The sequence below is a fragment of the Halosimplex salinum genome (genome assembly GCF_003730195.1).
Classification (GTDB): domain Archaea; phylum Halobacteriota; class Halobacteria; order Halobacteriales; family Haloarculaceae; genus Halosimplex; species Halosimplex salinum.
The window spans coordinates 14627-41078 of sequence record NZ_QWGG01000009.1; the positions used below are offsets into that span (position 1 = coordinate 14627).

At 67.5% G+C, this 26452-nt stretch carries 30 protein-coding genes; 15 read left to right on the top strand and 15 right to left on the bottom strand.

The window, feature by feature from the left end; all coding sequences use genetic code 11:
• Nucleotides 1–27 precede the first annotated feature (27 nt).
• The 3 genes from D1409_RS19085 to D1409_RS24770 form a co-directional block, all read right to left on the bottom strand.
• The gene (locus D1409_RS19085) at nucleotides 28–513 is read right to left on the bottom strand and encodes a metal-dependent hydrolase (RefSeq protein WP_123538593.1); all 486 of its coding nucleotides are present in this window, start codon (nucleotides 511–513) and stop codon (nucleotides 28–30) included.
• A 274-nt stretch (nucleotides 514–787) separates the two neighbouring features.
• The gene (locus D1409_RS24765; RefSeq protein ID WP_164471789.1) at nucleotides 788–1108 is read right to left on the bottom strand and encodes a hypothetical protein; all 321 of its coding nucleotides are present in this window, start codon (nucleotides 1106–1108) and stop codon (nucleotides 788–790) included.
• 75 nt (nucleotides 1109–1183) lie between these two features.
• Nucleotides 1184–1675: a hypothetical protein gene (locus D1409_RS24770; protein WP_206425132.1), complete on the bottom strand. Its 492-nt coding sequence runs from the start codon at nucleotides 1673–1675 to the stop codon at nucleotides 1184–1186.
• A gap of 289 nt (nucleotides 1676–1964) precedes the next feature.
• On the opposite strand from D1409_RS24770, the gene D1409_RS19095 reads away from it, so the two are divergent.
• A complete protein-coding gene (locus D1409_RS19095) occupies nucleotides 1965–3182 on the top strand; it encodes an RNA-guided endonuclease InsQ/TnpB family protein (protein WP_123538595.1) in 1218 nt (405 codons plus the stop codon).
• Nucleotides 3183–3280: 98 nt separating this feature from the next.
• Here the strand turns inward: D1409_RS19095 and D1409_RS19100 are convergent, their stop codons facing one another.
• A complete protein-coding gene (locus D1409_RS19100) occupies nucleotides 3281–4636 on the bottom strand; it encodes an arylsulfotransferase family protein (protein ID WP_123538596.1) in 1356 nt (451 codons plus the stop codon).
• A gap of 147 nt (nucleotides 4637–4783) precedes the next feature.
• On the opposite strand from D1409_RS19100, the gene D1409_RS19105 reads away from it, so the two are divergent.
• A complete protein-coding gene (locus D1409_RS19105) occupies nucleotides 4784–5587 on the top strand; it encodes a lamin tail domain-containing protein (RefSeq protein WP_123538597.1) in 804 nt (267 codons plus the stop codon).
• A gap of 14 nt (nucleotides 5588–5601) precedes the next feature.
• Here D1409_RS19105 and D1409_RS19110 read toward each other — a convergent pair whose 3' ends face one another.
• Together D1409_RS19110 and D1409_RS19115 are read right to left on the bottom strand one after the other, a co-directional pair.
• Nucleotides 5602–5970 carry a Cdc6/Cdc18 family protein gene (locus tag D1409_RS19110; RefSeq protein WP_123538598.1) on the bottom strand — a complete coding sequence of 123 codons (369 nt, stop codon included), beginning with the start codon at nucleotides 5968–5970 and terminating at the stop codon, nucleotides 5602–5604.
• A gap of 68 nt (nucleotides 5971–6038) precedes the next feature.
• Nucleotides 6039–6731 (bottom strand): TIGR00266 family protein, encoded by a 693-nt coding sequence (locus D1409_RS19115; RefSeq protein WP_123538599.1) that lies wholly within the window; start codon nucleotides 6729–6731, stop codon nucleotides 6039–6041.
• Nucleotides 6732–6958: 227 nt separating this feature from the next.
• Here D1409_RS19115 and D1409_RS19120 point away from each other — a divergent pair, with 227 nt between their 5' ends.
• On the top strand, nucleotides 6959–8440 hold the full coding sequence (locus D1409_RS19120) for a hypothetical protein (protein WP_123538600.1): 1482 nt from the start codon (nucleotides 6959–6961) through the stop codon (nucleotides 8438–8440).
• A gap of 35 nt (nucleotides 8441–8475) precedes the next feature.
• On the opposite strand, the gene D1409_RS19125 is transcribed toward D1409_RS19120, so the two are convergent.
• Nucleotides 8476–9228, bottom strand: coding sequence for a DUF429 domain-containing protein (locus tag D1409_RS19125; protein WP_123538601.1), 753 nt, complete (start codon nucleotides 9226–9228; stop codon nucleotides 8476–8478).
• 172 nt (nucleotides 9229–9400) lie between these two features.
• Here D1409_RS19125 and D1409_RS19130 point away from each other — a divergent pair, with 172 nt between their 5' ends.
• The 3 genes from D1409_RS19130 to D1409_RS19140 are packed head-to-tail and all read left to right on the top strand — an operon-like array spanning nucleotide 9401 to nucleotide 9983.
• Nucleotides 9401–9595 (top strand): cold-shock protein, encoded by a 195-nt coding sequence (locus D1409_RS19130; RefSeq protein ID WP_006883278.1) that lies wholly within the window; start codon nucleotides 9401–9403, stop codon nucleotides 9593–9595.
• Nucleotides 9595–9789, top strand: a complete 195-nt coding sequence (locus D1409_RS19135; protein ID WP_006883278.1) for a cold-shock protein — start codon at nucleotides 9595–9597, stop codon at nucleotides 9787–9789. The genes D1409_RS19130 and D1409_RS19135 overlap by 1 nt, the downstream gene beginning before the upstream one ends.
• Nucleotides 9789–9983, top strand: a complete 195-nt coding sequence (locus D1409_RS19140) for a cold-shock protein (protein WP_123538602.1) — start codon at nucleotides 9789–9791, stop codon at nucleotides 9981–9983. The genes D1409_RS19135 and D1409_RS19140 overlap by 1 nt, the downstream gene beginning before the upstream one ends.
• 162 nt (nucleotides 9984–10145) lie before the next feature.
• On the opposite strand, the gene D1409_RS19145 is transcribed toward D1409_RS19140, so the two are convergent.
• The gene (locus D1409_RS19145; protein ID WP_123538603.1) at nucleotides 10146–11012 is read right to left on the bottom strand and encodes an aldo/keto reductase; all 867 of its coding nucleotides are present in this window, start codon (nucleotides 11010–11012) and stop codon (nucleotides 10146–10148) included.
• A gap of 120 nt (nucleotides 11013–11132) precedes the next feature.
• Here D1409_RS19145 and arsN2 point away from each other — a divergent pair, with 120 nt between their 5' ends.
• Nucleotides 11133–11576 (top strand): arsenic resistance N-acetyltransferase ArsN2, encoded by a 444-nt coding sequence (gene arsN2 / locus D1409_RS19150; RefSeq protein ID WP_123538604.1) that lies wholly within the window; start codon nucleotides 11133–11135, stop codon nucleotides 11574–11576.
• On the opposite strand, the gene D1409_RS24775 is transcribed toward arsN2, so the two are convergent.
• Both D1409_RS24775 and katG read right to left on the bottom strand, forming a co-directional pair.
• Nucleotides 11568–11738, bottom strand: a complete 171-nt coding sequence (locus tag D1409_RS24775; protein ID WP_164471791.1) for a hypothetical protein — start codon at nucleotides 11736–11738, stop codon at nucleotides 11568–11570. The two genes, arsN2 and D1409_RS24775, sit on opposite strands and share 9 nt — an antisense overlap.
• A gap of 77 nt (nucleotides 11739–11815) precedes the next feature.
• Entirely contained in the window at nucleotides 11816–13978 is a 2163-nt protein-coding gene (katG, locus tag D1409_RS19155; protein WP_123538605.1) for a catalase/peroxidase HPI, read from the bottom strand.
• A 217-nt stretch (nucleotides 13979–14195) separates the two neighbouring features.
• Between katG and D1409_RS19160 the strand changes: the two genes are divergently transcribed.
• From D1409_RS19160 to D1409_RS19185, 6 genes are all read left to right on the top strand, one after another.
• A complete protein-coding gene (locus D1409_RS19160; protein ID WP_123538606.1) occupies nucleotides 14196–15497 on the top strand; it encodes a M48 family metallopeptidase in 1302 nt (433 codons plus the stop codon).
• A 106-nt stretch (nucleotides 15498–15603) separates the two neighbouring features.
• On the top strand, nucleotides 15604–17196 hold the full coding sequence (locus tag D1409_RS19165; protein WP_123538607.1) for an alpha,alpha-trehalose-phosphate synthase (UDP-forming): 1593 nt from the start codon (nucleotides 15604–15606) through the stop codon (nucleotides 17194–17196).
• Nucleotides 17183–18001, top strand: coding sequence for a trehalose-phosphatase (otsB, locus tag D1409_RS19170; protein ID WP_164471792.1), 819 nt, complete (start codon nucleotides 17183–17185; stop codon nucleotides 17999–18001). The genes D1409_RS19165 and otsB overlap by 14 nt, the downstream gene beginning before the upstream one ends.
• Before the next feature lie 328 nt (nucleotides 18002–18329).
• Nucleotides 18330–18818 (top strand): Lrp/AsnC family transcriptional regulator, encoded by a 489-nt coding sequence (locus tag D1409_RS19175; protein WP_123538609.1) that lies wholly within the window; start codon nucleotides 18330–18332, stop codon nucleotides 18816–18818.
• A 78-nt stretch (nucleotides 18819–18896) separates the two neighbouring features.
• Nucleotides 18897–19148: a HalOD1 output domain-containing protein gene (locus tag D1409_RS19180; protein ID WP_123538610.1), complete on the top strand. Its 252-nt coding sequence runs from the start codon at nucleotides 18897–18899 to the stop codon at nucleotides 19146–19148.
• A gap of 167 nt (nucleotides 19149–19315) precedes the next feature.
• Nucleotides 19316–19537 carry a hypothetical protein gene (locus tag D1409_RS19185; protein WP_235853624.1) on the top strand — a complete coding sequence of 74 codons (222 nt, stop codon included), beginning with the start codon at nucleotides 19316–19318 and terminating at the stop codon, nucleotides 19535–19537.
• Nucleotides 19538–19580: 43 nt separating this feature from the next.
• Here D1409_RS19185 and D1409_RS19190 read toward each other — a convergent pair whose 3' ends face one another.
• Together D1409_RS19190 and D1409_RS19195 are read right to left on the bottom strand one after the other, a co-directional pair.
• On the bottom strand, nucleotides 19581–20663 hold the full coding sequence (locus D1409_RS19190) for an NAD(P)/FAD-dependent oxidoreductase (RefSeq protein WP_123538611.1): 1083 nt from the start codon (nucleotides 20661–20663) through the stop codon (nucleotides 19581–19583).
• Between the two features lie 118 nt (nucleotides 20664–20781).
• Complete coding sequence (locus D1409_RS19195) at nucleotides 20782–22593, bottom strand: ArnT family glycosyltransferase (RefSeq protein WP_123538612.1); 1812 nt, start codon at nucleotides 22591–22593, stop codon at nucleotides 20782–20784.
• A gap of 150 nt (nucleotides 22594–22743) precedes the next feature.
• Here D1409_RS19195 and D1409_RS19200 point away from each other — a divergent pair, with 150 nt between their 5' ends.
• On the top strand, nucleotides 22744–23850 hold the full coding sequence (locus D1409_RS19200) for a Gfo/Idh/MocA family protein (protein ID WP_123538613.1): 1107 nt from the start codon (nucleotides 22744–22746) through the stop codon (nucleotides 23848–23850).
• Between the two features lie 4 nt (nucleotides 23851–23854).
• Here D1409_RS19200 and D1409_RS19205 read toward each other — a convergent pair whose 3' ends face one another.
• From D1409_RS19205 to fabG, 3 genes are all read right to left on the bottom strand, one after another.
• Nucleotides 23855–24247 (bottom strand): HEPN domain-containing protein, encoded by a 393-nt coding sequence (locus D1409_RS19205; protein ID WP_123538614.1) that lies wholly within the window; start codon nucleotides 24245–24247, stop codon nucleotides 23855–23857.
• Complete coding sequence (locus D1409_RS19210; RefSeq protein ID WP_123538615.1) at nucleotides 24240–24578, bottom strand: nucleotidyltransferase domain-containing protein; 339 nt, start codon at nucleotides 24576–24578, stop codon at nucleotides 24240–24242. Before D1409_RS19210 ends, D1409_RS19205 begins: the two co-directional genes overlap by 8 nt.
• Before the next feature lie 105 nt (nucleotides 24579–24683).
• Nucleotides 24684–25421, bottom strand: coding sequence for a 3-oxoacyl-ACP reductase FabG (gene fabG / locus D1409_RS19215; protein WP_123538616.1), 738 nt, complete (start codon nucleotides 25419–25421; stop codon nucleotides 24684–24686).
• 135 nt (nucleotides 25422–25556) lie between these two features.
• On the opposite strand from fabG, the gene D1409_RS19220 reads away from it, so the two are divergent.
• Nucleotides 25557–26399, top strand: a complete 843-nt coding sequence (locus D1409_RS19220) for a sugar phosphate isomerase/epimerase family protein (protein WP_123538617.1) — start codon at nucleotides 25557–25559, stop codon at nucleotides 26397–26399.
• Nucleotides 26400–26452: the final 53 nt, after the last annotated feature.

The following is a 26452-nucleotide window of genomic DNA, read 5'->3' on the forward strand; positions in this document are numbered from 1 at the left end:
CCGGAATCGGCTCCCGGCCGTGACCGGTCAGCGCCGGCTGTCGCCGTCGCTTCGCCGCTCACGTCCGACGCCGTCGAGTCCGTCCCGAGAGACCCACAGTATCGCCAGCGAACAGACCCACAGCACCGCAGTCGCCTCGGGGGAGTGGCCGCCGAGCGAGACGCCGACGTGAGTCGACCAGAACGGCGCTGCCGCGGGAATGCCGCGGGGAGTCATCGCGTCGACGATTAGCTGGGACGCGTACCCCACTCCCACGCCGCCGGCCGCAGTGTGGCTGTACCTGGCCGCCACGCCGGCCGCGACGACGGCCGCGAGCACGCTGTGGGTGAGGCCGCGGTGTGCGAGCGGCCCCCACGCCGTCGGTACGAGGAGATCCGCGTCGGCGACGACGCCGCCGACCAGTCCGGCCCGCGGTGCGTCGAACAGCGCCGCGCCGAGCGCGTAGCCGACCAGCCCGTGCGTCGCTATCGCGACCGCGAGGAAGAGCGCCCGACTCCCGAGATAGGCCGCCACGGTCTGTGGCAATTCGGTGTGCCGACCGACCTAAACGTTCCGGCGACTCCAGCGTCGGTACCGGCCGGTTACGCGCTCACAGGCCGACCGTACGCCCCGCGCTTCCCGGCCTATCCGCGTAAGGGACGGTTATCGAGCGGGCCGTTCGCCCCGCCCTGGTAAACGGAGTCGGTCCTATATCCCGACCGCGCCCGGAGCGATAGCACTGGGTACCGGACCCGGATTTCCTATGCAAAACAGTCACCCGACCGACTCCGACCGACACCAGCGACAGTCACACGACCGCCAGCAGCGACAGGGCCAGCACCATCGCGGCCAGCAGACCGGCCACCAGCAGACCGGCCAGCCCGATATCGGCCGCCAGCAGAGCCAGGGCCAGCACGGTCAGCATCAGGGCCAGCAGCACCAGCAGAGCCAGGGCCAGCACGGTCAGCATCAGGGTCAGCACGGTCAGCAGCACCAACAGACGCAGAGCCATCAGCAGGAGCGACAGCCCGCGGGGCAGCATCACCCGCGGAACCAGCGACAGCAACACGGTCAGCACGGCCAGCAGCACCAGAGCCACCAGCACGGGCAGCAGACTCAGGGGCAGCATACACAGTCTCAGGGGACCCGATCGGCGCCGCAGCATCACCCGCAAAACCAGCGTCCGCAGCCCCAGGGCCACCAGTCACAGGGACAGCAGAGCGGGCACGGGACACACCAGCACCAGCAGCGCGAGAACCCCCAGCAGATGGGCGCTGGTGAACGGGACAATCGACAGCGCCACAGCACGGGCGGCCAGCACCGCCGACGAACCGACTGGGATCCGAGGGGGCAGCACCAGCAGGGTCAGCAGCACCAAGGCCACCAGCAGGGTCAGCAGCACCAGCAGGGCCAGCAACACCAGATCCCACACGGCGGGGGCAGCCAGCGACACCGTCCCCAGCAACAGGGCGGCCACCCCGGCGGACATCAGGCCTCGCAAGGCAGTCACCAGCAATCTCATCAGGGCGGCCAACAGCACCAGACGCACCAGCAGGGCGGCCAACAGCACCAGACGCACCAGCAGGGCGGCCAACAGCACCAGCGATCTCAGCAGGGCGGCCAGCAACACCAGACTCAGCAGCACGGTCAGCAAACCCGCCACAGCGGTCAGCAGGCGAGCCAGTCGGGCGGTCACTCCGGGTCGTGGTCGGAAGAGGGGCTGCGGTACGGTGGCGAGGCGCGCCACGACCACGACCCCTCGCACGTGGGGAGCGAACAGACGTACGGCCAGTAGACGGGTACCGGTCTGACGCCCCGGCGACCCGACACGCCGCCCGCCGTCGACCGCGTTCACAGGCGGTCGAGGCGGATGCCCCGACCCTCGAGGTCGTGGAGGAAGCCGACACCTGGTGCCACCAACCATACTCGATGACAGGTCTATTCCCTAATATGTTAAGTAACTACAATCGCATATGTGAACCACAGTGGAGGACCGTCGCACCGCCGTCATCAAACTCGACACTCCCGAAGGAGCCGATGACTCCCTTCGAGAGACTGTCGAACAGTTCAACCACTGCGCCAACACCGCGAGCGAGTGGTGCTGGCACGGCGACGACGGCTACCACGTCACCTCCAAAGCCAAAGCCGAACGCGCTCTGTACGACCGACTCCGGGACGAAACCGACCTGACCGCGAACCTCGTCCAGAAAGGGATCCGCAGGGCGGTCGAAGCCGTCAAAAGCGGCGTCGAACGCCTCAAACGTGGCGAGAACACGTCACAACCGCACTTCTCGGCAGACAGTGCGGTGTACGACAAGCGGAGCGCGACGTTCCACCGCGACCACGTTTCCCTCTCGACCGTAGACGGGCGCATAGAGTGCGACTACACCCTCCCCGACGACTCGGAGATCCCGCCGACGAAGTACGTCTCCGACGAGGATTTCGAGTTTCGGATGGCACACTTGCAGTACCGCGGCGGTGACTGGTATCTCCACGCTTCGATGCGGAAACTCGAAGCAGACGAGGAACCGTCTGAGTCCGAGTCCAAGCACAGAACAGTCCTTGGTGTGGATTTGGGCGTGAACAACCTCGCTGTTACTTCGACGGGGCGATTCTGGTCGGCAGACGAGTTCAACCACTGGCGTCGAGAATACGAGAAGCGTCGTGCATCATTCCAGCAGTGTGGCTCTCGCCACGCCCACGAAAACATCGAGCGTGTTGGGCAGAAAGAGTACGGACGCTTCGAGATATACCTGCACGCGGTGGCGAACGAACTTATCGAGGAGGCCGTCGAGAACGACTGCTCGCACATCGTGTTTGAGGATTTGACCCACATTCGGGAGACCATTCCCGAGGCGACGTGGCAACACGTCTGGGCGTTCCGACGCCTCTACGAGTACGTCGAATACAAGGCCGAGGAACACGGTGTCGAAGCCGTGCAGGTAGACCCGCGTAACACGTCAAAGCGGTGTTCGACGTGTGGATTTACCCACGACGACAATCGGTCGGGTGAGTCGTTCGAGTGTCAGCAGTGCGGGTACGAGAATCACGCCGATTACAACGCGGCGAAGAACATCGGTTTGCAGTATCTCCGTCGTCGGCAAAATGCAGACGATGGAGGCGCACCCGTAGATGTGCGCTTGAATCGCGGGACGCTGAACGTGAGTGGGGAGTACGTGCCCCCTGCCTCGGCTGAGGCATAGAACGGGAGTCCACGCGAAAGCCTCGGGGTCGTACGGAAATCGAAGATTTCCGTGATGACGAGAGACTCGTCTCTCGAACCACTTGACCCCGAGGCGATTTACTCCTTCTCGTAGACCGGCCACCGGAGACCCACGTCGGGGAGGCGCCACCGGAGTTCGAGGCCGACCCACGTCAGCGCCGAGCCGAGACCGACGAGCGCCGCCGCGAACTCCGGGCGCCCCATCCACACCGGCGAGAGGAAGATGACGCCGTTGACGATCCGCGAGGGAACGACCGCCGTCACCAGGTCGCTGAGCAGGTCCAGCGGGTCGAACCCGCCGCCGTCCGAACCCTCGGCGGTCCGCGATTCGAGACCGAGTCGGGCCGCGCTCTCACCACCCGCGCTCTCCGGGCCCGTCTCCAGTCGCTCCACGTCGTAGGGGTGTGAGACCGGGACCGACCAGGCGATCGCCCCCTCTCGGTCGACCTCGACGACGCGCTTGCCGTGCGTGTCGGCGATCAGCGTGTGACCGTTCGGGAGGCGGTCGGCGTCGCGTGGCCACTGGATGCGAGCGTCCTGCCACTGCCAGGTCCGCTCCCAGACGCCGTCGGCTGCCGTCGTCGCCTCGCCGGAGTCGGGGTCGACGCGCTGGTACTCGACGATCCGCCCGTTCTCCGAGTCGGCGACGAGGACGGCCGGTCCGCCCCGCTCGGGCGGGATGTAGTCGGGGTTGTGCTGCTCGTAGAGCGTGTCGTAGTCGCCCTCGCTCCCGAGCGTCCACTCGTCGACGAGGCCGGTCTCGCGGTCGAGGAAGACGACCTGATCCTGGTTGCGGAGGCTGACCATCACGCGGCCGTCGTCGAGGAGCGACACGTCGTTGATGTGCGCCCAGTCTTCGGGATAGGGCCCGCCGCCTTCGACGGGGAAGTCGCTCTGGGCGTCCCAGCGCCACTCGACGAGTTCCGTCGTCGTGTTCACCAGGAACACCTGGTCGTCGACGATGTCGGCGATCAGGATCCGTTCGTCGTCGACGCGGACGTGGTCGTGCCACTCCGCGGCGAGTTCGCGGCCGTCGTAGCGTGCGTAGACTTCGCGGGTCTCCCCGGTCGAGAGATTCACCCGTTCGATCACGTTCCGGGTGCAGGGCGGCGACTCGCAGGTAGGACCGCTGGCGTGTATCGTGTCGGTCGCGGCGTACTCGACGGTGAGCGACTCGTTCTCGACGGGGTCGACGTCGAAGTACTTCGTGCGGTCGTCGTCGTAGTACAGGAGGCTCCCGTTCGGGCGCCACGCGACGATCGTTCCGAACTTCGCTGACTCGGTGACGACCGTGTGACCGTCGCGGGGTTCCGGTCGCGGCACGTCGTCGGCGCTGGCGGTCGTGGGCGCCGTCGCCGCGCCGTAGGCGAGGCCGGCGACCGAGACGACGAGGAGCGCCGCGAGCGCGAGTCTGAGCGTCCGGCGTGAGACCATCTGGTGGGTCGGTCCTCTCGGCCGACGCTAATAAACGGTCGTCCTCTCGGGGCGGATCGACGGGTCCGAGCGGCGCGCCGTCCGGCAGGTGCCCACGGTTGCGAAGGCAGGCCGAAGGGCTACGGCTCGGTGAACCGAGCATCCGCCATGAGCCAGAACGACGACTCGGGCGCGTGGCGGACGACGCGCGACCACGAGGAGATCCAGGAGTGGGCGGTCGAGCGCGACGCCGTCCCAGTCGACCGCGGCGCCAGCCAGCCGGACATCGCGTTCGAGCGCGAACCCGCGGACGCGATGCCCTGGAGCCGCTTCTTCGGTATCTTCGACAGCGAGGACCTGGTGTTCCGATACCGGCCGGACGCCGACGAGGTCGGTCCGAACCACGAGGTCGTGAGCCAGGACGCGAGCGGTGACACCGGGGCGGCGAGCGTCGAGACGCGCCGGTCCCGGACCGCGGACTCCGAACACCTGGGACAGTCGGACACCGGCGAATCGGAGCCGGCCACGCACGACGAGGCCGGGAGTGAGGACGAGTCCGCCGGGAACGCGGGCGCCGCTCAGCGGACGACGACCGCCGACCAGGCTCGCGGTCCGACGGCGGCGGCGGACCAGCTCGTCCTCGACAGCGTCCACGAACACCGCCCCGGTCTGGGCGACTCGCAGGACGAACACGTCGCGCTCGAGAACGCCGGGGACGAACCGCTCGACCTCTCCGGGTGGCGACTCCGCAACGGCGACGGCCGCACGTTCGAGTTCCCGCCGGCAACGACGCTCGACCCCGGTAACTCACTGCGCGTCCACAGCGGCGAGGGCCGAGACGAGGAAGCGGACTACTGGGGCGCCGACGGCGTGGTGTGGGAGGGCCGCGGTGAGACCGTGATCGTCGAGACGCCCGACGGCCGCCGCGTGCTCGAAGCGGACTACAAGAGCGGCAGTTCGGACGCGCCGTAGCGCCTGCCCGGCGGTCAGCGGTCGAGCGACGCGATGCGGTCGGCGATCGGTTCGACGCGTTCGTCGGCCGCGAGCGCCTGGCAGATGGCGTCGGGGTCGGCGACGAGTCGGTAGCGCGGCCGCCCCTTGCCGGTCGCGCTGGTGTCGTCGCGCGACCCCTCGACGAGGTCCTCGGCGTCGAGTTCGTTCAGCGTCCGCGAGACCTCGGCCTCGGTCATCCGCCCGAGTACTTCGTCCGAGACGGCGTCCATGGCCTCGTTGCACGCCCCGCGGATCTCACCGGCGTGGGCGGGCGTCCGACCGCGGACCGATAGTTCGGTCACGCCCGCGAGCACGACGTGCGCGGACAGCGACGCCGAATCGAGTTCCACAGATTCGCTCATGGGTATCTATCAACACCGACGTGTCATAATGATTGTGACAGAACCGGGCGTGGAGGCCCCGGTCCCGGTCACGTGGACGTCGAGGTCGTCGTGTTCCGGGAGGGGAGCTTCGGGATCAGCCACGAGAGGAACGCGTCGGGACTGCGGGTCTGGGTCCAGACGCGGCCGTCGCCCTCAAACTCGCAGACCAGTCCCTCGCCGCTGAACAGCGTCGACTTCAGGCCGCCGACCTTCCGCACGTCAAACGAGAGCGAGTCCTCGAAGGCGACGATGTGGCCGGTGTCCACGACGAACGACTCCCCGGCCGTCACGTCGTGTTCGTCGATGGCGCCGTAACTCGACAGGAACACCGGGCCGGTTCCCGACATACGGAGGAGGAAGAGCCCCTCGCCGCCGAAGAACGTCTTCGCGCCGCCGAACTCCGTGTCGACATCGACCGACGGGTCGGAAGCCAGGAACGACGACGACTGGACGTACAGCGTCTCGTCGTCGAGCCGGTGGTGTTGCACGTCACCCGACAGCGCCGGCGCGAGCTGGAGTTGTCCCGGTTCCGACGCGGTGAACGTGTTCATGAAGAACGACTCCCCGCCGAACAGCGACCGAGAGAGGGACTTCAGGACGCCGCCCTCGGCGCTCGTCGTCACGTCGATGTGGGGCGCCTTGCTCACCATCGCTCCGGCCTCAGCCCGAACCGATTCGCCCGCCTCGAGATCCAGCGTCAACTGTGCGTAGGACGGTCTGTGACCGATGTCGTACTCCATGTCGACCTGTACACCGGCCCCCTTCTGGTTAGTTCTTTCCGACAGGTTGCCAGTTCCTCCGGTCGGTGCCGCTCGACGCCCGCGCGGTCAGTCGCCCGACCGGGCGACGAAGTAGATCTGTCTTACCGGATCGAGGGTGAGACGGGTCGTTCGCGACGCCGAACCCCGGGACGGTCGCCGACCGTTTCCGCCATCATAACAATCCGTGTGGCGGTCCGGGAGGGGGTATGTCGAACGACACGCCGTCGCTCCGTGCGGGAGCACTCGACAGGCGAACGCTACTGCAGGTACTCGCGGGCGCCGGCGCGCTCGGAACGGCTGCCGCCGGATCGGTCGCGGCGACGGACGACGGAACGGGCGCCGGGAGCGAGGGGGAATCGACCGCGGGCTTCGGCCGTCGGTTCGTCTTCGAACAGGACGACGAGCGGGTTCAGGTAGAACCGCTCACCGGGTCGGAACCGGTCGAGTCGTTCTACGACCTGCGGATCCCCGAGAAGTACGAGGGCGACAACGGCGCGACGGACCCTGGCGAGAGGCCCTACTACATGTCCGTCGGGACGCAGGATATCCAGCGGCCGTCGACCTCGCTCCTCTTCTTCTACGACGGACCGAACGGGGTGAGTCTCGTCGCCGTCCACGACGCGCAGGACGACGACGGCGGGTCCGTCACGTGGACGGTCTCGGGCGTCCCCGAAAGCGTCGACTGGCTCGTCAAAGACGACTTCTACCTGTTCGAGTCGGGGGACCGGCCCGACAGCAACTACGACAACTGGGACACCGACGGGACGACCCACGAGATAGACTGGACGTGGGGCGCGAGCAGGGGCGACGGCGGCGCGCTGGGGTATCTCGACGCCGGGACCGCCGTCGATATCGATCCGGCGTTCAACGAGGCCGCGGCGCTCTACGACGAACACTACGAGGGCGAAGTCGACGAGTGGCAGATGCTCTCGGCCGAGGAATCGGACGACGGAGATGGGGGCGGGGACGGGGACGGGAAGGAAGACGGGAACGGGATCCGCCGGATCGACCTCGACCTCGACCAGCCCCTGACGGTCGCGGTCGAGCGGAGCATCACGGGCGAGGACTCGCCGTTCGACCTCTCCGTCGCCCCGCCCGACGGGAGCATCAACGTCGAGAGCGAGGGCCTGATACCTGTCGAGATAGACTGCCCCGACCCCTCGGCGATCGACACCGACTCGATCGGGTTCGGCGCGCCCGAGGCGGTCGACGAGGGCGACGGCGCGACGCCGGAACACGACAGCCACGGCGACGAGAAGTGCAAACTCCACTTCGACGTCGACGAGAGCGACCTCGAACCCGATATCGACACCGCGAAGATCGTCGGCGAAGTCGACTGGCTCGGCGAGGACGACGAGAGCGACGGAAACGGCGGCGACGGCGGAAACCGCGGAGACGGCGGAGACGATGAGGAGGACGGGGACGAGGGAGACGACAACCTGATTCCGTTCTCTCTCTCCGACGCCGTCGACGTCTTCGACCCCACCGACGACGAGGACGAAGATGAAGACGAAGGCAAGGGCAAGGGCAAGGGCAAGGGCAAGGGCAAGGGCAAGGGCAAGGGCAAGGGCAAGGGCAAGGGCAAGGGCAAGGGCAAGGGCAAGGGCAAGGGCAAGGGCAAGGGCAAGGGCAAGGGCAAGGGCGAGGACAACGACGGAAACGGTCCGCCGGACCACGCCGAGAACTGAGAGCCGCTCGGCGTCAGACCGCCGAGACGGCGGCCTTATTCGCTGTCGAGCGGCGCGTCGGCGCGATAGGTGATACCCATCGGGAGTCCCTTCGCGTCGGTCGGCGGGTCCGCCGGGAGCGTGCGGAGGGTGCCGTCACCGGGCGCGGCGGTGTAGGCCAGCGCCATCGCGTCGAGGACGTCGGCGACAGCGACTTCGTGGCCCTCGGTGGACGCAGCGGCCGCCTGCACGGCGGGCGGCGCGTCGCGGTCGTACTGCGCCAGCGTGCGCATCCGCTCCGCGTAGCCGGCCGCGTACGCCTTCGAGTGTTCGAGCGGTTCGCCGGCGAACGCCCGGAAGCAGACCTCGGGATTGGACTCGGCGAACGCCGCGTGTGCCTCCGGGACGTTCCGGAGCAGTTCGTCGACGGCGGCGATCGCGTCGCTCATCGCGAACGCTCGCTCGGTGATCCCCCGTCCCGCCTTGCGCTCGTTGACCCGCTGAGCCGCCGGATACCGCCGCTTTCGCGTCGCCTCGCGGACCGGCGGCGTGACGACCGTCCGGCCCATCGGACCGAGAACCTCCCGTGCGAGTTCGTCACAGCGACGCCCCTCCTCGCCCTCCTCGACGAGACCGATCGGCAGGTCGACCAGCACGCGCTCGGCGACCTCTTCGTAGCGTACCCAGAGGTCGCCGACCTCCTCGAAGACGGCGGCGTGGTCGAACCCCGACGGGTCGAACGCCACCGCGACCCACGACCCGCCCGACCAGTCGACGCCGACGTACAGCGGCCCCTCCGTCTCGCTCATTGTCGGAATTTCAACGCCCCCGGGCAATAACCCCTTCCCCGCACGTCAGACATCTCCGACGCCTCCGTACGCCGGCGATTCCCGCGCGCCACCCTCTGAGCCCCCCGTGAAGGGTCGTGGTAACGCTTCTCTCGGAACTCTTATACATCCCCCGCGTCTGTGTTTAGTCGCAATGGCATCCGGTAAGGTTGACTTCTTCAACGACACGGGCGGTTACGGTTTCATCGAGACTGAGGACGCTGACGACGACGTTTTCTTCCACATGGAGGACGTGGGCGGTCCGGACCTCGAAGAGGGACAGGAAGTGGAGTTCGACATCGAGCAGGCCGACAAGGGCCCGCGAGCGACCAACCTGGAGCGCCTCTAATGGCCTCCGGAAAGGTCGACTTCTTCAACGACACCGGCGGTTACGGTTTCATCGAGACTGAGGACGCGGACGACGACGTATTCTTCCACATGGAAGACGTCGGCGGCCCCGACCTCGAAGAAGGTCAGGAAGTCGAGTTCGACATCGAGCAGGCCGACAAAGGCCCGCGAGCGACCAACCTGGAGCGCCTCTAATGGCCTCCGGCAAAGTCGACTTCTTCAACGACACGGGCGGTTACGGCTTCATCGAGACCGAGGACGCGGACGACGACGTATTCTTCCACATGGAAGACGTCGGCGGCCCCGACCTCGAAGAGGGCCAGGAAGTGGAGTTCGACATCGAGCAGGCCGACAAGGGCCCGCGCGCCACGAACCTCACGCGACAGTAAGTCGCACTCTCTAACTACGGCGTCAGCGTTCCGCTGACTCCGAATTCTACACTCTCACCCACCGAGCGACGGCGCCCGCGCCGCCGCTCGCCGTGAGACGACATCCGACACCACCGAGCGACGCGTACAGCGGTAGAAACGGGCGACAGCGCCGAGTCGCGACTACTGCGCGTCGATCTCGTTCAGTTTCGCCAGGTCCTCGTCGGTCAGTTCGACCTGCGAGGCGGCGACGTTCGATTCGAGGTGGTCGACGCTCGACGTCCCCGGGATCGGCAGGGTCACGTCGGAGTGGTGGAGGAGCCACGCGAGCGCGACCTGCCGACGGCTCGCGTCGTGCGCCTCGCCCACTTCGTCGAGGACGCCCGCGACACCTTCGTCGTCGACGGTGTACAGCGGTCCCCACGGGATGAAGCCCACGTCGTACTCCTCACAGGCCTGGAGGACGTCCTCGTCGTCGCGGTAGGCGACGTTGTACTGGTTCTGGACCGTCGCGATGTCGACGATGTCCCGCGCGGTATCCAACTGCTCGACGGAGACGTTCGAGAGGCCGACGTGGTCGACCTGGCCGGCGTCTTTCATCTCTGCGAAGGCGTGGACGGAGTCCTCGAAGTCCGTGTCAGGGTCGGGCCGGTGGAACTGGTAGAGGTCGATGCTGTCGACGCCCAGCCGGTCGCGACTGCAGAGGACCTGATTGTGGAGGTAGTCGGGGTCGCCGTGCGGGAGCCACTCTCCGTCGCGGTGGCGGAGCAGCCCCGCCTTCGACGCGACGATCGGGTCCGAGTCGGTCTCTGCGAGCCCCTCCTTCAGGATACGCTCGCTCGTCCCGGGGCCGTACGAGTCGGCGGTGTCGATGAAGTCGACGCCCAGTTCGGTCGCGCGCTGGACGACGCTCCGCGCGTTCTCCTCGTCGTCGGGCCGGCCGATGATGTCCTCCCCGGTGAGCCGCATCGCGCCGAATCCGAGGCGGTTGACCGTCAGTTCCCCGCCGATGTCGAACGTGTCGCTCTCGTTGTATACGTCGTCAGCCATAGCGAACACTGCTGGGGCTTCCACTCACTAAGCGGTGGGGATGGCGGAACTATGGGTGGGGTTCGAGGGAGAGCGGACTCCGGGGGAAACGTAATCCCAGCGGATACTGTACGCACAGTCATGACCGAGACGCCGGTCACCCTCCAGCGAGCGGACGACGACTCGCTCCGGTACGCCGAATCGATCCTCGGCCGCGCAGGGCTCCCGACGGACGACCTCCGCACGGCACCCGTCCACGTCTACGTCGCCCGCGACGGCACCGAGAGAATCGGCGTCGGCGCCCTCGAAGTCCACGGGTCCGACGCTCTCCTCCGGTCCGTCGCGGTCGAACCCGCCGAGCGCGGGAACGGCCACGGCACGGCCATCGTCGACGCGCTCGAAACCGAGGCGAAGCGGTCCGGCGTCTCCCGCCTCTATCTCCTCACCACGACTGCGAGCGACTTCTTCGTCGCCCTCGGGTACGACGAGATCGACCGTCCGAACGCGCCCGATTCCATCCGGGACACCACCCAGTTCACCGACCTCTGCCCGTCGTCGGCGACGTGCCTGTACAAGTCAGTGTAACTCCTCACGGGCGACGAAGACGGTCTTCAGTTTCCGGCCGCAGGTCGGACAGCAGAGCGCCTGCCACTTCCGCGGATCCAGGTCGCCGTACGGTTCGCTGCGAGTGGCCGCCTCGCGCGTTACTGCGCAGTCGCAGGTGTCACAGCGGAGGTCTTCGCTCATGCGCGAGCGCTCGGTCCCGAGCGAGATAACCGCGTCGAATGGCCGGAGGGCGGCGGAGATACCGGACGAGAGACGGACTACTCCAGGTCGAAGCGGTCGAGCCGCATGACCTCGCTCCAGGCGTCGACGAAGTCCGCGACGAGGTCCTCCTCTCCGTCTTCGGAGCCGTAGACCTCCGCGATGGCGCGGAGCCGGGAGTTCGACCCGAAGATGAGGTCGAAGCGGGTCGCCTCCCACTCGAGTTCGCCGGTGTCGCGGTCGCGGCCCTCGTACACCTGGTCGCGGCCGTCGGCGGACTCCCACTTGGTGCCCATATCGAGCAGGTTCACGAAGAAGTCGTTGGTCAGCGTCCCCGGCCGGTCGGTAAGTACGCCCAGGTCCGTGCCCTGGTAGGTCGCGTCGAGCGCGCGCATGCCGCCGACCAGCGCCGTCATCTCCTCGGCGCTCAGGTCCAGCAGGTCCGCCCTGTCGACCAGCAGTTCCTCCGCCGGGCGGTCGACGCTCTCGGCGATGTAGTTGCGGAAGCCGTCGGCTTTCGGCTCGAGCGCCTCGAAGGAGTCGACGTCGGTCTGGTCGGCCGTCGCGTCGACGCGTCCGGGTTCGAACGGCACCGTCACGTCGTAGCCGGCCTCGGCCGCCGCCTGCTCGACGGCCGCGTTGCCGCCCAGCACGATCAGGTCGGCGAGCGAGACTCGCACGTCGTCGGACCGCGAGTCGTTGAACTCAGACTGGATCGACTCGTAGGTCTCCAGTGCCGTCTCCAGCTCGGCCGGCTCGTTGACCTCCCAGCTACGCTGGGGCTCCAGACGAACGCGGGCGCCGTTGGCGCCGCCGCGCTTGTCGCTGTCGCGGTAGGTCGACGCCGAGGCCCACGCGGTCTTGACCAGTTGCGACCGCGAGAGGTCGCTGTCGAGGATGTCGGCCTTGAGGGATTCGACCTGCTCGTCGTCGATCAGGTCGTGGTCGCGGTCGGGTAGCGGGTCCTGCCAGATCATCGTCTCGTCGGGGACCTCCGGCCCGAGGAGCCGCTCGGGCGGGCCCATGTCGCGGTGGGTCAATTTGTACCACGCTTTCGAGAAGGCCATCCCGAACTCCATCGGGCTCTCCTGGAACTCCTCCATGATCTCGCGGTAGTCGGGGTCGCGCTTGAGCGCGATGTCCGTCGTGAGCATCATGGGGGTGACCTCCTCGTCGGGGTCCGAGGCGTCGGGGGCCGACTCGACGTCCTCGCCCTCCTTCGGCGTCCACTGCCACGCGCCGCCGGGCCCTTTCTCGGGCTCCCACTCGTAGTCGAGGAGGTTGTCGACGTATCCCATGTCCCACCAGGTCGGGTCCTGTGTCCACGGCCCCTCGATGCCGCTTGTGATCATCTCGCCGCCCTTCGTGCCGTCGGTCTGCCAGCCGAGCCCCATGTTCTCGATGGGGGCCGCCTCCGGTTCCGGGCCGTGGTTCTCCTCGGGGTCGTCGGCGCCGTGGACCTTCCCGAAGGTGTGGCCGCCGGCGATCAGCGCGGCCGTCTGCTTGTCGTTCATCGCCATCCTCGAGAACGTCTGGCGGATGTTCTTCGCCGCGCCCATCGGGTCCGGCTGGCCCTTGGGACCCTCCGGGTTCACGTAGATGAGCCCCATGACGGAGGCGCCCAGCCCCTCCTGGATCTCGCCGGGCTCCTCGAAGCGGTCGTCGGCCTCCCACTCCTGCTCGGGCCCCCAGTCGACGGCCTCGTCGGGTTCGAAGGCGTCCTCGCGTCCGCCGCCGAAGCCGAACGTCTTGAACCCCATCGACTCGATGGCGACGTTCCCCGCCAGGACGATCAGGTCGGCCCACGAGAGGGCGCGGCCGTACTTCCGCTTGACCGGCCAGAGCAGTCGCCGCGCCTTGTCGAGGTTCGCGTTGTCGGGCCAGCTGTTGAGGGGCGCGAACCGCTGTCGCCCGCCCGCTGCCCCGCCGCGACCGTCCGATGCGCGGTACGTGCCCGCGCTGTGCCACGCCATGCGGATCATGAACGGCCCGTAGTGGCCGTAGTCGGCCGGCCACCAGTCCTCGGACGTCGTGATGGCCGTCTCGATATCCGACTTCACCTCGTCGAGGTCGAGTTCCTGGAACGCCTCGGCGTAGTCGAACTCGTCCTCGTAGGGCCCGCTGTCGCGGGCGTTCTGGTCGAGGGCACTCAGGTCCAGCGAGTTCGGCCACCAGTCGCGGTTTTTCTTCCGTGTCTGGGGCGTCGGCTCGTTTTCACTCATTAGTCGTTCGTAAGCCGGGCATATTGCTCCATAAGCCTTCCTTTGGCTAGGACCAACCCGCTGGAGTCGCCCGAGTCCGGCACGCGACGAACGGCGCGTTCGACCCGCTGAACGGCCGGACTTCCCGACGCGGTCGCGGCGACAGCGGGTCGCCCCCGGACGGTCGGGCGGGGGCGCGGGCGTGGGGGTTTAATGAGTCGATACCGTACCGGCCCCCGTGATCGAACTCCACGTCGCCTTCGTCCTCTTGCTCGTCGGGACCGAGGCCTTCTTCACCTGGCTGGCGGCGCTCAACGTACGGTACGGCGCCCGGGCGGTCGAGCGAGAGGCGAGCTGGTTCGACGAGCGCCTCGACGTCGACGACACCGACGAACTGCTCGGGTACCAGCGGGCGAGAGCCGGCGCCTCCCAGCTGGAAGCCTGGGTCGGCCTCGGACTGCTCCTGCTGGTCCTCTACACCGGCCTCCTCGCCGACGCCGTGGCCGCCGTCGAGTCGCTCGGGCTCGGCACCGTGCCCTCGGGCGTCGTCTTCTTCCTCGGCGTCGTCGTCGCCGTCCAGCTCTCTTCGATTCCCTTCGACCTGTTCGAGACGTTCGTCGTCGAGGAGATATTCGGGTTCAACGAGCAGTCCCCGCGACTGTGGCTGCGCGACCAGGTCGTCGGACTGGCGCTCTCCCTCGTCGTCACCGGCCTGCTCGTCGCGGCGCTCATGGCCGTCGTCGAGGCGTTCCCGGGGCTGTGGTGGGTCGGCGCGTGGGCGCTGTTCGTCGCCGTCTCGCTGGCGATGATGGTCGTCTACCCGCGGGTGATCGCGCCGCTGTTCAACGACTTCGAGCCCGTCGAGGAGGGGGGTCTGTACGAGGCCGTCACGGACGTGTTCGACCGCGCCGGCTTCGAGTGCTCGCAGATCTACGTCATGGACGCCAGCAAACGGAGCGGCCACTCGAACGCCTACTTCGTCGGGTTCGGCGCGACCAAGCGCGTCGTCCTGTTCGACACGCTGGTCGAGCAGATGGAGACCGACGAGCTCCAGGGCGTGCTCGCGCACGAGCTCGCACACTGGAAGAAAGCACATATCTGGAAGCGCATCGGGAGTTCGGCCGTCCAGATGGGGCTGTTGCTCTTCGTCGCCTACCAGCTCGTCACCGGCCCGTGGCTGTACGACATGTTCGGCCTCGCGTCGGGGTCGGGACGGCCGGTGTATGCAGGGCTGTTCCTCGCCGCGCTCGTCCTGCAACCGCTCGCCCGCCTCACGAGCCCACTGGAAAATAAGCTGTCCCTTGCACACGAGCGGGAGGCCGACGCGTTCGCGGTCGACGTGCTCGGCGACGGCGAACCGATGGTCGACGCGCTGTGTCGACTCGCCAGCGAGAACCTCTCGAACCCGTTCCCGCACCCGCTGTACGAGACGTTCCACTACACGCATCCGCCGATCCCCGACCGGGTCCGAAACATCCGACAGCGAGCCGGGGCGAGCACGGACGACGCGGACGACAGTACGGCCACGAATACGGGGTAACGGCGCCGTTTCGGCGGTCGTCGAGTGGCGTGGTGTTCCGGGTGACAGCCCGCAGGTGCAAGCCGCGGCCATACCCCCCTGGCGGGGCAATCACGCGTACGACGACATGGCGAGGACACATCTGCGAGCCGACCGTGTCGAGACCGACCTCGACCGACTACTGACGACAGTGGGCGACGACGTTGTCGTCGCCTCCAACCGACAACCGTACAGACACCGGTACGACGACGACGGCGAGGTCGTCGTCGACCGGCCGACCGGAGGACTGACGGCCGGTCTCGACGCCGTCATGCGACAGGTCGACGGGACCTGGATCGCCTGGGGGGACGGCGACGCGGACGCGACCGTCGTCGACGCGGACGACAGCGTGACCGTACCGCCGGCCGACAGCGAGGGTAAAGGTGCGGGTGAACGCGAGACGGCCGGGGACGGCGGCACCTACACGCTCCGGCGGGTCTGGCTCGACGACGACGAGGTAGAGGGGTACTACTACGGATTCAGCAACCAGGTACTCTGGCCGCTGTGCCACGCCGCGCTGGGGACCGTCGAGAGCTCCAGGGGCGGCTGGGCGGACTACCGCCGCGTCAACGACCAGTTCGCGGCCGCGCTGGCCGACGCGGTGGCGAGCGACGCCTTCGTCTGGCTGCAGGACTACCACCTCGCGCTCGCACCCCGGCAGGTCCGCGAACGCGAGGCCGCCGGCGGCGCGACCACCGACGCCACGCTCGCCCACACGTGGCACATCCCGTGGCCGGGCTGGGACGCCTTCCGGGCGTGTCCCAACCGCGAGGCCGTCCTCGACGGACTGCTCGGCAACGACCTCCTCCTCTTCCACGTCTCGCGCTACTGCGAGAACTTCCTGGACTGTGTCGACAGGGGGCTCTCCGACGCCGACGTCGACCACGACCGCGGCACCGTCGACTACCGGGACCGAACGACGACGGTCCGCGCGGTCCCGATGGGCGTCCCCGCCGACCGGATCCGCGAGCAGGCCGGGAGCAGGACCGCGACGGGCTTTCGCGCCGCCTTCCGCAAGAACCGCGGTATCGACCGCGACACCCGCATCGCGGTCGGCGTCGACCGGCTCGACTACACCAAGGGCATCGTCGAGCGCCTCGACGCGCTGGAGCGGCTCTTCGCCGAGCGACCGCGCTGGCGCGAGGAGCTGACGTTCGTCCAGATCGGGACCGAGAGCCGGTCGGCCATCGAGGCCTACCAGCGCTACCAGGACCGCGTCGAGGCGACCGTCGACCGGGTCAACGACCGCTTCGCCACCGACGACTGGCGACCCGTCGTCTACACGACGGACATGATCTCCGACGAGGGACTGGCCGGGCTCTACCGAGAGGCGGACCTCGCCGTGGTGAGCCCCGTCCGCGACGGTATGAACCTCGTCGCCCAGGAGTACGTCGCCGCACAGGACGACGACCCCGGCGTGCTGGTCCTCAGCGACCAGGCCGGCGTCCACGACTGCGTCGGCGAGTGGACGACCTCCATTCGCCCGCACGACACCGAGGGGTTCGCCGCCGCGCTCGACGAGGCGCTGTCGATGCCCGACCGCGAGCGACGCCGCCGCGCGAACGCCCTGGCCGACTACGTGGCCGACAACGACATCGAGTCGTGGCTCTGTGACGTGCTCGGCGTCGCCACCGGCCTCGACTGCACCGACGGGGGTGTCCCGACCCGTGCAGACCACTGACCCGACGCCGCTGTGGCTCGCCCGCGACACCGTCGTCGACCGCCTCGCGAGGCCACCGGGCCTCGTCTGCTGTCTGGACTTCGACGGGACGCTCGCGCCCATCGTCGACGACCCCGACGCCGCCGAGCTACCGCCGGCCGTCCGTGACCGCGTCGCCGGCCTCGCGGACTGCCCGTCCGTCGACGTGGCCGTCGTCAGCGGCCGCGAACTCTCCGACCTCCGCGACCGCGTCGGCCTCGACGGCGTCGCCTACGCCGGCAACCACGGCCTCGAACTCCGCGGAGGCGGCGAGGAGACCGTCAACCCGGTCGCTCGCCGGAGTCGAGCGGCCATCGACCGCATCTGCGACCGCCTCTCGGACTGCCTCGCGCACGTCCCCGGCGTCGAGATCGAGAACAAGGGGCTCACCGCGACGGTCCACGTCAGGAACGTCCCCGACGAGCGCGTCCCCGAGGTCGAGCGGACCGTCCGCGTCGCCGTCGAGGAGTCGCCCTCGACGAGCGGTGCGCAGTTCGAACTCCGCGACGGCAAGGCCATCCGCGAGGTTCGCCCCGCCGTCGACTGGGACAAGGGGAGGGCGGTCGAACTGCTCAGCGAGGAGGCGCCCGACGACTGGCTCCCCCTCTACGTCGGCGACGACCTGACCGACGAGGACGCGTTTCGGGTGCTCGACGACCAGCGAGGGGCGCTCGACGGGATCGGAATCCTGGTCGGCGAGCGGGAGACCGCGGCGGACTACCGACTGGAGAACCCGCGCGACGTGCGTGAGTTGCTGGACCTGATCGAAGACGCGCAGTGTGCGTGAGCGGGTTCGAGAGGGTGTCGGAGAGCGTTTCAGAGCGAGTGAGTCCCGCGCTGGGTAGAGACGGACCGGCTGGTCGGGGGCTCTGTCTATCGAGTGTCGGTCGCTCTCTCAGAGTCGAGTGTGTCGAGGACACAGTGTGAATCCAGAGCGCGTATTTCGCAGACCGTACATCGGCAGTATCGTCCTGACCCACAGCGAACGATACATCGACGTGGAATCGTAAAGCCGAACTCGTCGGGATCGGACGCAGAACCCCGAGTGTAGTACGCTAAATGCGTGCGCCTCCCGGCGCGAGAAGGGTTTTCCGCACGGATGGCGTACGACAATTATGGCCCCCGACGAGATCGATAACACGGACAAAGGGATCATCTATCTGCTTCAGCAGGACGCCAGGAAACGAACGGTCGCCGACATCGGCGAACAGGTCGGCGTCTCGTCTAGCACCGTCACCAACCGAATCGACCGGCTCGAGGAACAGGGCGTCATCAAGGGCTACCATACGATCGTCGACTACACGAAAGCTGGGCTCGGTCATCATCTTCTGATCACTGCGACGGTTCCCATCTCGAAGAAGGAGGAACTGCTCGACGAGATAATGGAAGTGTCCGGTGTTGTGAGCGTTCGAGAGCTGTTGACGAACAACGATAACCTGTCGTTAGAACTGGTTGGTCGAACTCAGGGGGACATAGAGGAGAGCCTGGAAGACCTGGATTCGCTGGGAGTCAATCTCGCACGAGTGGAGATTATGAAACAGGAACGGGCCCAGCCCTACAATCATTTTGGTCAGGAGTTCGCTGACGAAGAGGACGTTGGATGATGACCAGATCGGTTTAAGTGCCGCTGTTTAATGTCCACTACCCGACATATTTAAATGGAGTGAGGGCCGAATGAACACGTGAATCAGGTACAGACCGACGATTCTGGAGACGGCACTATCTGCCAAAATGTTGTTGAGTCTATCGCCAAAGCGGAAGGAACGAGTCCGACCGAACTCGTTCCGTCCCTGTACGAGGTGATCGACCCCGACGCCCTGGAGAGCCTGTTCACCGACGACCAGGCACTTGGGAAGGTGATTTTCAATTACAACGGCTACGAGGTGAGTATCTTCTCTGATGGGTACGTTTCGGTCGAATCTCACGGGGCATAACCACGGTTGCTGAGAGCACAGAGGACGCTCGAACCTCTGTAGAGAGCGCTTTGCCGTACACGTACTCTGCATCGAGCGCCAGTGAAATTCGAACACGGACACGGGAACCGCTGAACGACACTCTCAGCCACCAACTGTAATGTAATCCGACCCCGTATCGGCGGCCAATGCGCGAGTTTCTCGCGGACGTGTTCGCGCCGACGCGGTACAACGTCGCGACGGCCGTCGTCGTCGCGGCGCTGCTCGTCGTCGCGTACGTCCTCGTCCCGCACCCCTACGTCCAGTACGGGGCGTGGCTCGTCATCTTCACCATCTGGATGGTGTGGTTCGTCTACGTCGGCGTCGACCGCGTGTACGGCATCGGCGCCGACTCCGACTCCGAGTCCTGACGCCGGTCGGCTGGCGGTCGGCCAGCGAAAAATGTCCCGCCGCTCAGTCGTCGTCTGCGGTCTGTTCGTCGCCGCTCTCGACGTCTTCCGGTGACTCGACGCGCGGCCCGGCCGCGTGCCCTTCGTGGGCGACCGCGTTCGCGAGCAGTTCCTGCGAGACGGCCGGCACCTCGCCGGAGGAGACCGGGCCGAGTTCGTCGATGCCAGCCGTCGAGCGCGGGAACGGGCGCAGGTCCATGTGGATGGCGATACCCGCCTTCGCGCCCTGGCCCATCGCGACGGGGATCTGGTTGTGGCCGGGGGTCACGTCGCCGACGGCGTAGACGCCGTCGACGCTGGTGCGACCGTGGTCGTCCACGTCGACCGTCCCGTCGTCGGTCAGCTCACAGCCGAGCGACTCGTGCAGGTCCGTGTTGTACTGCGACCCGTACATCGGGAAGCCGCCCTTGTACTCCCGTTCCGTCCCGTCCTCGAACTCGAAGGATTCGAGCCACCCACCGTCGTCGCGGTTGGCGGCGGCGATCTCCTCGTGGACCACGTCGACGGGGTGGTTGCGGAGCATCTCGTCGGTGTCCGCGCTCCACTCGGGGTCGTCGCCGCGGGTCAGCAGGTCCACGTCGTCGGTGAAGTTCAGCATGATCATCGCGACGTAGGCCGCCGAGTCGCCCGTCCCCATCACGTAGACGGGTTCGTCGACGAACATGTAGGCGTCGCAGTGCAGACAGTAGTGCAGGCCGCGACCCGTCGGCGGGAGCGGCGGGTCGGGATGGACGTCCGAGAAGCCGGTCGCGAGGACGACCCGGCGAGCCTCGTACTCGGCGTTCTCGGTCTGGAGTCGGAAGCGCGGTTCGTCCCCGTCGTCGACGCGTTCGACCTCGCCGACGAAGGCTCGATGCACGTCGGCGCCGTAGGACTCGACCTGTTCGGTCGCGGTCTGGAGGAACTCCCCGCCGCTGACCTCCTCGGTGACGCCGATGACGTTGTGCGTGTCCTGCATCATCGCCGCGCGACCGCCGCCCCGGTCGACGAGTGCCGTGTCCAGTCCGAGCCGCGTGGTGTACAGCGCGGCCGTCAGTCCGGCCGGCCCGCCGCCGACCACGACGACGTCGTACTCGCTATCGGTCATGTACGAGTCGATAACGGACGAGTCGGCTTAAACCCCGTCAAAGCGGCACGCGCGGTTACTCACGGGTAATCCCACTTCGAGACGAGATGGCCGTCGGTACGGACCCGATCCGACGCGGTCAGCGGCTCTCCGAGCGGGTTGGGTCTGTGAGCGTCCCGTTCCCGCACTCGCCGGTCCGCTCAAGAACGATCGTGTACTGGTCGACGCCCATGTCCTGTGGGTCGCCGTACTGCATCGTCCGCGGACGGATCCCCGCGCGGAGGAGCCGCTGCCACGTCGGCGGGCGCCCCTCGTTCTCGAGGAATCGGGGTCGTCGGCCGAATTCGCCGGCGATCTCGTAGGGATACGTGTCCTGAGCGAGCAGGTCGAGGACGTGCCCCTCGACGCGGGGGTCCGAGAGCTGTTCGGCCCGCTTGCCCCAGTCGTCGGGCGCGAGATAGAGGATCGACTTGTGGTAGTTGAGGACGACGAACGCCGGACAGCGGTCGGTGAACGAGCCGACGCCGTAGCCGGGCTGCTGGTCGACGCGGTCGCTGTACGGCACGGCCGCGTCCTGCGGGTCGATGGGGTAGGTTTCGATGGTGTCGTCCGGCCCGCCGTTGCGTTCGAGATACGAGACGGCCTGGTCGCGCGGCTGGGAGGCGTAGGCGAGGGTCCCGGCCCCGGCGTAGACGGCGCTGGTCACCAGCAACAGCGCGACCGCCGCCCGACCGACGGCGGGCCGGCGCTCGCGCAGTCGGACGAGGCCGACAGCGAGGACGAGCGCGAGCAGGGCGAACGTCGGCAAGAGGTGGTGGGTTCGGACGTACTGCCACGTGCTGAAGACCACGAGATACGTGGTCACGCCGACCAGCGCGAGCCTGATCCCGTCGGCGGTCAGCGACCGCTCGCGCAGTCGGGGGAATGCGGCGGCCGCCCCGCCGAGGAACCCGACGAACAGCGGGAGCCCCGCCCCGTGGAGGTACCCCCGCAGGATCCACCACCAGCTCGGGCGGACGAGCCAGCCGTGGGAGTCCGACTTCGCGCCGAACGCCCGGGCGATCCGGCCGCCGAACTCCTCCGGTGCGCCCAGAAGGAGCGACGGGAAGCCCAAAGCGATGGTCACGAGGGCGACGAGGATGCCCGTCCCCAGGAACTTCGGCCGGAGCGCCCCCGACACGAGGCCCTCCTCCGAACGGCGGGCCCGCTGGAGGTGTGCGACGCCGAGCATCACCGCGCTCACACCACCCGAGAACTTGAACGCGATGGCGACGCCGCCGAACAGACACCCCCAGTAGAACAGGCGGTCGGCGCCCGACTCGACGTAGCGAAGCGCGAAGTACAGCGACAGGAGCAGGAAAAACAGCGAGGGGATGTCCTCGCCGCCCTCGTGGGCGAGGATCAGGAATCCCCAGGTGACGGTCAGCAGCGCCGCGGCCAGCCGACCGGTCGCGCGGTCGTGCATCGTCGTCCCGATCCGGTAGGTGACGTAGACGCTCCCGACGGCCATCGCGACGTTCGCGAGGCGCACCGGGAGCACGCTCCACGTCCAGATCCAGGCCGGCGTGTCGAACCAGTGGCTCCAGAACCCGATATCGACGTGTCGGCCCATGTTCGCGAACGCCGCGAGCGAGTCGGTCGCGAGGACGACGACGAACACCGGGACCAGAGCGAACGCGGAGAGATGCATCGCCGCGCCGTACGTCCGCCAGTAGGCGACGCCCTCCGATATCGACCCCAGTCGGGGGTCGTCGAGATACGCGGCGACGACTTCGACGGGATCGACGACCCGCCAGCGCTCGTCCCGGGTCGCGAAGTTGGGCAGTCGGTGCCAGATCCAGAACGACGACAGGAGGAGGGCGGCGACGAGGATGTACGGCAGATACGGGTCGGCGCGGAGGTCGTCCGCGACCTGCCGTTTCGCCCGCTGGAGGGGGTCGGGGAGGGCCATCGGTACGTTTCAGTCGACCGATGCGAGCGGTAAAAACGCCCCGCCTTCGGACGAGAGCGGGCGACGGTGGGAGCGCCCGAGGCGAGCGGTGGAGGCGGGGTTCGCCCCCTCGGTCAGCTTTTAGTCACGGGGTCGTGAACCCGGCGCTACATGACCGACCGAATCGCGATCGCCGGGATCGGAGCAGTCGCGCGGATGCACGCCGAGTCGATCGCCGACATCGAGGACGCGACGGTCGTCGCCGGGTCCTGTCGCACCGAGTCGCGCGGCCGCGAGTTCGCCGGCGAGTACGACTGCGCGTGGTACGACGACACCGAGACCATGCTCGACGAAGAAGACGTGGACGTGCTCACCGTCTGCACCCCCAGCGGCGCCCACCTCGAACCGACCCTCGCCGCCGCGGAACGGGGCGTCGACGTGCTCTGCGAGAAACCCCTGGAGATCACGACCGACCGCATCGACGAGATGGTCGACGCGGCCGAAGCGGCCGGGATCAGGCTCGGCGGCATCTTCAACCAGCGCTACAACCCCGTCGTCCGACAGCTTCACGAGGCCGCCGGCGAGGGGCGCTTCGACGGCCTCTCGGTCGCCAGCGCCTACGTACCGTGGTGGCGCGACGACGACTATTACGACGGCGCGTGGCAGGGCACGCGGGACCTCGACGGCGGCGGCGCGTTGATGAACCAGTCGATCCACGGCATCGACGCGATACAGTGGCTGGCGAGCGCGGCCGGAGCGGGCGGGGACGGTGTCGGCGAGGAGGACGACGGAAGCGGTGACGGAGTGAATCCCGTCGAAGAGGTGTTCGCCTACACGGACCGGCGCGCCCACGACGACGATATCATGGAGGTGGAGGACACGGCGGTCGCCGTCCTCCGGTATCGCGACGGCACGCTCGGCCAGATCCTGGGAGCCACCTCGATGTATCCGGGGTCGCTCAAGCGCCTCCAGTTAGCAGGCAGAGGCGGCACCGCCGAGATACTGGAGGACGAACTCGTCACCTGGCAGTTCCGCGAGGAGCGCGACGACGACCCGGCGATCCGCGAGGAGTTCGGCGAGACCGACTCCGGTGGGGGCGCGGCCGACCCGATGAGCATCGACTACGAGAACCACCGGCGCAACATCGCCGACTTCCTCGACGCCCGCGCCGACGACGAGCCCTACATGCTCGACGCGAGCGAGGCCCGGAAAGCCGTCGAGATCATCGAAGCCATCTACGAGTCCGCCGAGCGGGGCGAGCCTGTGCGGATCGAGTGACGAGTCAGTTCCCGGCGTCGGCGTTCAGTAGGTCGCCGACGACTTCGACGAAGTCGTGTGTCCGCTCACGTAACGCTTCGACGTCTTCGTCGATAGGAGCGTAGCCGTAATCCGCCTGTTGACGGAGGTCGGCGAGTGTCGTGAGCAGTCGGCCATGATCACGTGATACGCATCCGTCGACGACGAGATGTTCACCGAATCGGTTTCGAACTGCACCGTGTGAGGAAGGGTCGACACTGCGGTCGTACAGCGCTGCCTGTGCCGCGTGGAAACACGCGTAGTAGAGCCGATTCACGACGCCGGCGTCGCTTCCGCCGCTCGCAGCGAGCGATTCTGCGTCGGCGAGTGCCTCGCGGGCTTTCGAGAACTCTTCCTCGACGTACTCCCGGTCAGCCATAGATCGGGCGTCCCTCGTCGAGCGCAGTCCGGAAAAACGGGTGGTCGGCCCGCGCCTCGACCGTCGACTCCGTTACCGCGTGGATGCTGAAGGCTGGACCGCCTTCGAGCATCACGTCGTAGGCGAGGTCACGGAGCCGCTCCTCGACTGCCGAGACGTCGGCTCCGTCGTCGAGAACGGCGAAGATGTCGACATCTGAGTCGGGGCGCTGGGTCCCGCGAGCGACGCTCCCGAAGAGGTACAGTCGCTGAATGGCGTCGAAATCTCCGTCCTCGACTCGCTCGACGAACGCGTCGACGGCCTCCCGGTGTGGGAGCGTCGATTCGGCCATACCGGATGTTGCTCGCCACCGTATTTAAATTCCAGTCCGCCGAGCGGGGCGAACCGGTGCGGATCTGACGACCGCGCCGACTCGACGGTAGCACCACCCGCCCACTCAGAGGTCCTTCCCGCCGTTGACGTCGATGATCTCGCCGGTGATGAACGACGAGCGGTCGCTGGCGAGGAAACAGACGACCTCCGCGACCTCGCGGACGTCTCCGAGTCGGTTCAGCGGCGTGTCCTCGCGGATCTCGGCTTTGATTCGGTCGGGGAGGTCTTCGACCATCCGGGTCGAGATGAACCCGGGCGCGACGCAGTTCGACGTCGACCCCTCGCGTGCGAGTTCGAGCGCGAGCGTCCGCGTGAACCCGAAGATACCCGCCTTGGCGGTCGCGTAGTTGGCCTGGCCGAAGTTGCCGCCCTTCCCGACGATGCTGGAGATGTTGATCAGTCGGCCCTGCTCGGACGCGGCGATGTCGTCGTAGAACGCCTGCGTGCAGTGGAACGCGCCGTCGAGGTGGACGTCGAGGACGGTGTCCCACTCCTCGTGAGTCATCGCCTCGAACTTCACGTCCTGGTTGATCCCCGCGTTGTTGATCAGCACGTCAGCCTGCCCGAAGGCGTCGTGGACTTCGTCGCGCATGGCCTCGACTGCATCCAGATCCGTGACGTCGGCCCGGACCGCGATGGCCGTCCCGCCCGCGTCCTCGACTCGCTCGACCGTCTCGTGGGCCGCCTCCTCCGACCCGCGGTAGTTCACGGCGACCTGGCACTCGTTCTCCCCGAGGCGCTCGGCGATGCCGCGACCGATCCCGGTAGACGATCCCGTGACGACGCACGTCTTTCCCTGCATAACGGTAACATTACTCAGTGGCGCGTGAAAAGTGCTCGCCACGGGGGTCGCGGTCGGTGTCGACCCGACGGAGAGTCCCGGCGGTGCCCGCCGCGAGAGCAAGACCTACGGACCAGTGGCGCGACCCCGGAGACGATGACCGACCCCGCCGTCCACATCAGCGGTTTCGCCGACGAGATCGCCGACGACCTGGACGACCAGCTATCCGTCCTCGAATCACTCGATATCAACCACCTCGACCTGCGAGGTGTGTGGTCGGAGAACGTCCTCGATCTCTCGGAGGACCGACTGGACGAACTAGCGGCGACCCTCGACGAGCGTGGATTCTCCGTGACATCCATCGGCTCGCCGATCGGCAAGATCGGTATCGAGGACGAGTTCGAGCCACATATGGAGCGCCTCGACCGGGCGCTCGACGTCGCGAACCGCTTCGACACCGAGTACGTCCGCGTGTTCTCCTACTACATCCCGGAGGGCGACGACCCCGCCGACCACCGCGAGGAGGTGCTCCGGCGGACCCGCGTCGCCGTCGAGAAGGCCGAGGAGGCGGACGTGACGCTCGCGCTGGAGAACGAGAAGGACATCTACGGCGACACGCCCGGCCGGATGCGAGACCTGCTGACGACCGTCGATTCGCCCCACCTCCGTGCCGTCTTCGACCCCGCGAACTATCTGGAGATCGGCGTGCGGCCGTACCCCGACGCGCTCCTGCAGGTCGTCGAGTACGTCGAGCAGGTCCACGTCAAGGACGCCGAATACGGCGAGCGCGGTGAGATCCGACCCGCCGGCGAGGGCGACGGCCGGATCGGCGAGACCGTCGCGGCGCTCCGGGACAGGGGGTTCGAGGGCGCCCTCTCGCTGGAACCGCACCTGTCGTTCGCCGGGTCGGCGTACGGCTACAGCGGTCCCGAAGGGTTCGAGGCGGCCGCCGAGTCGCTGAAAGCGGTCCTCGACGAGGAGGGCGTGCGGCACGGGTGAGTCCCGATTCGAACTCGGAACCGGAACCAGAACCGGAACGACTAATTCGCCGA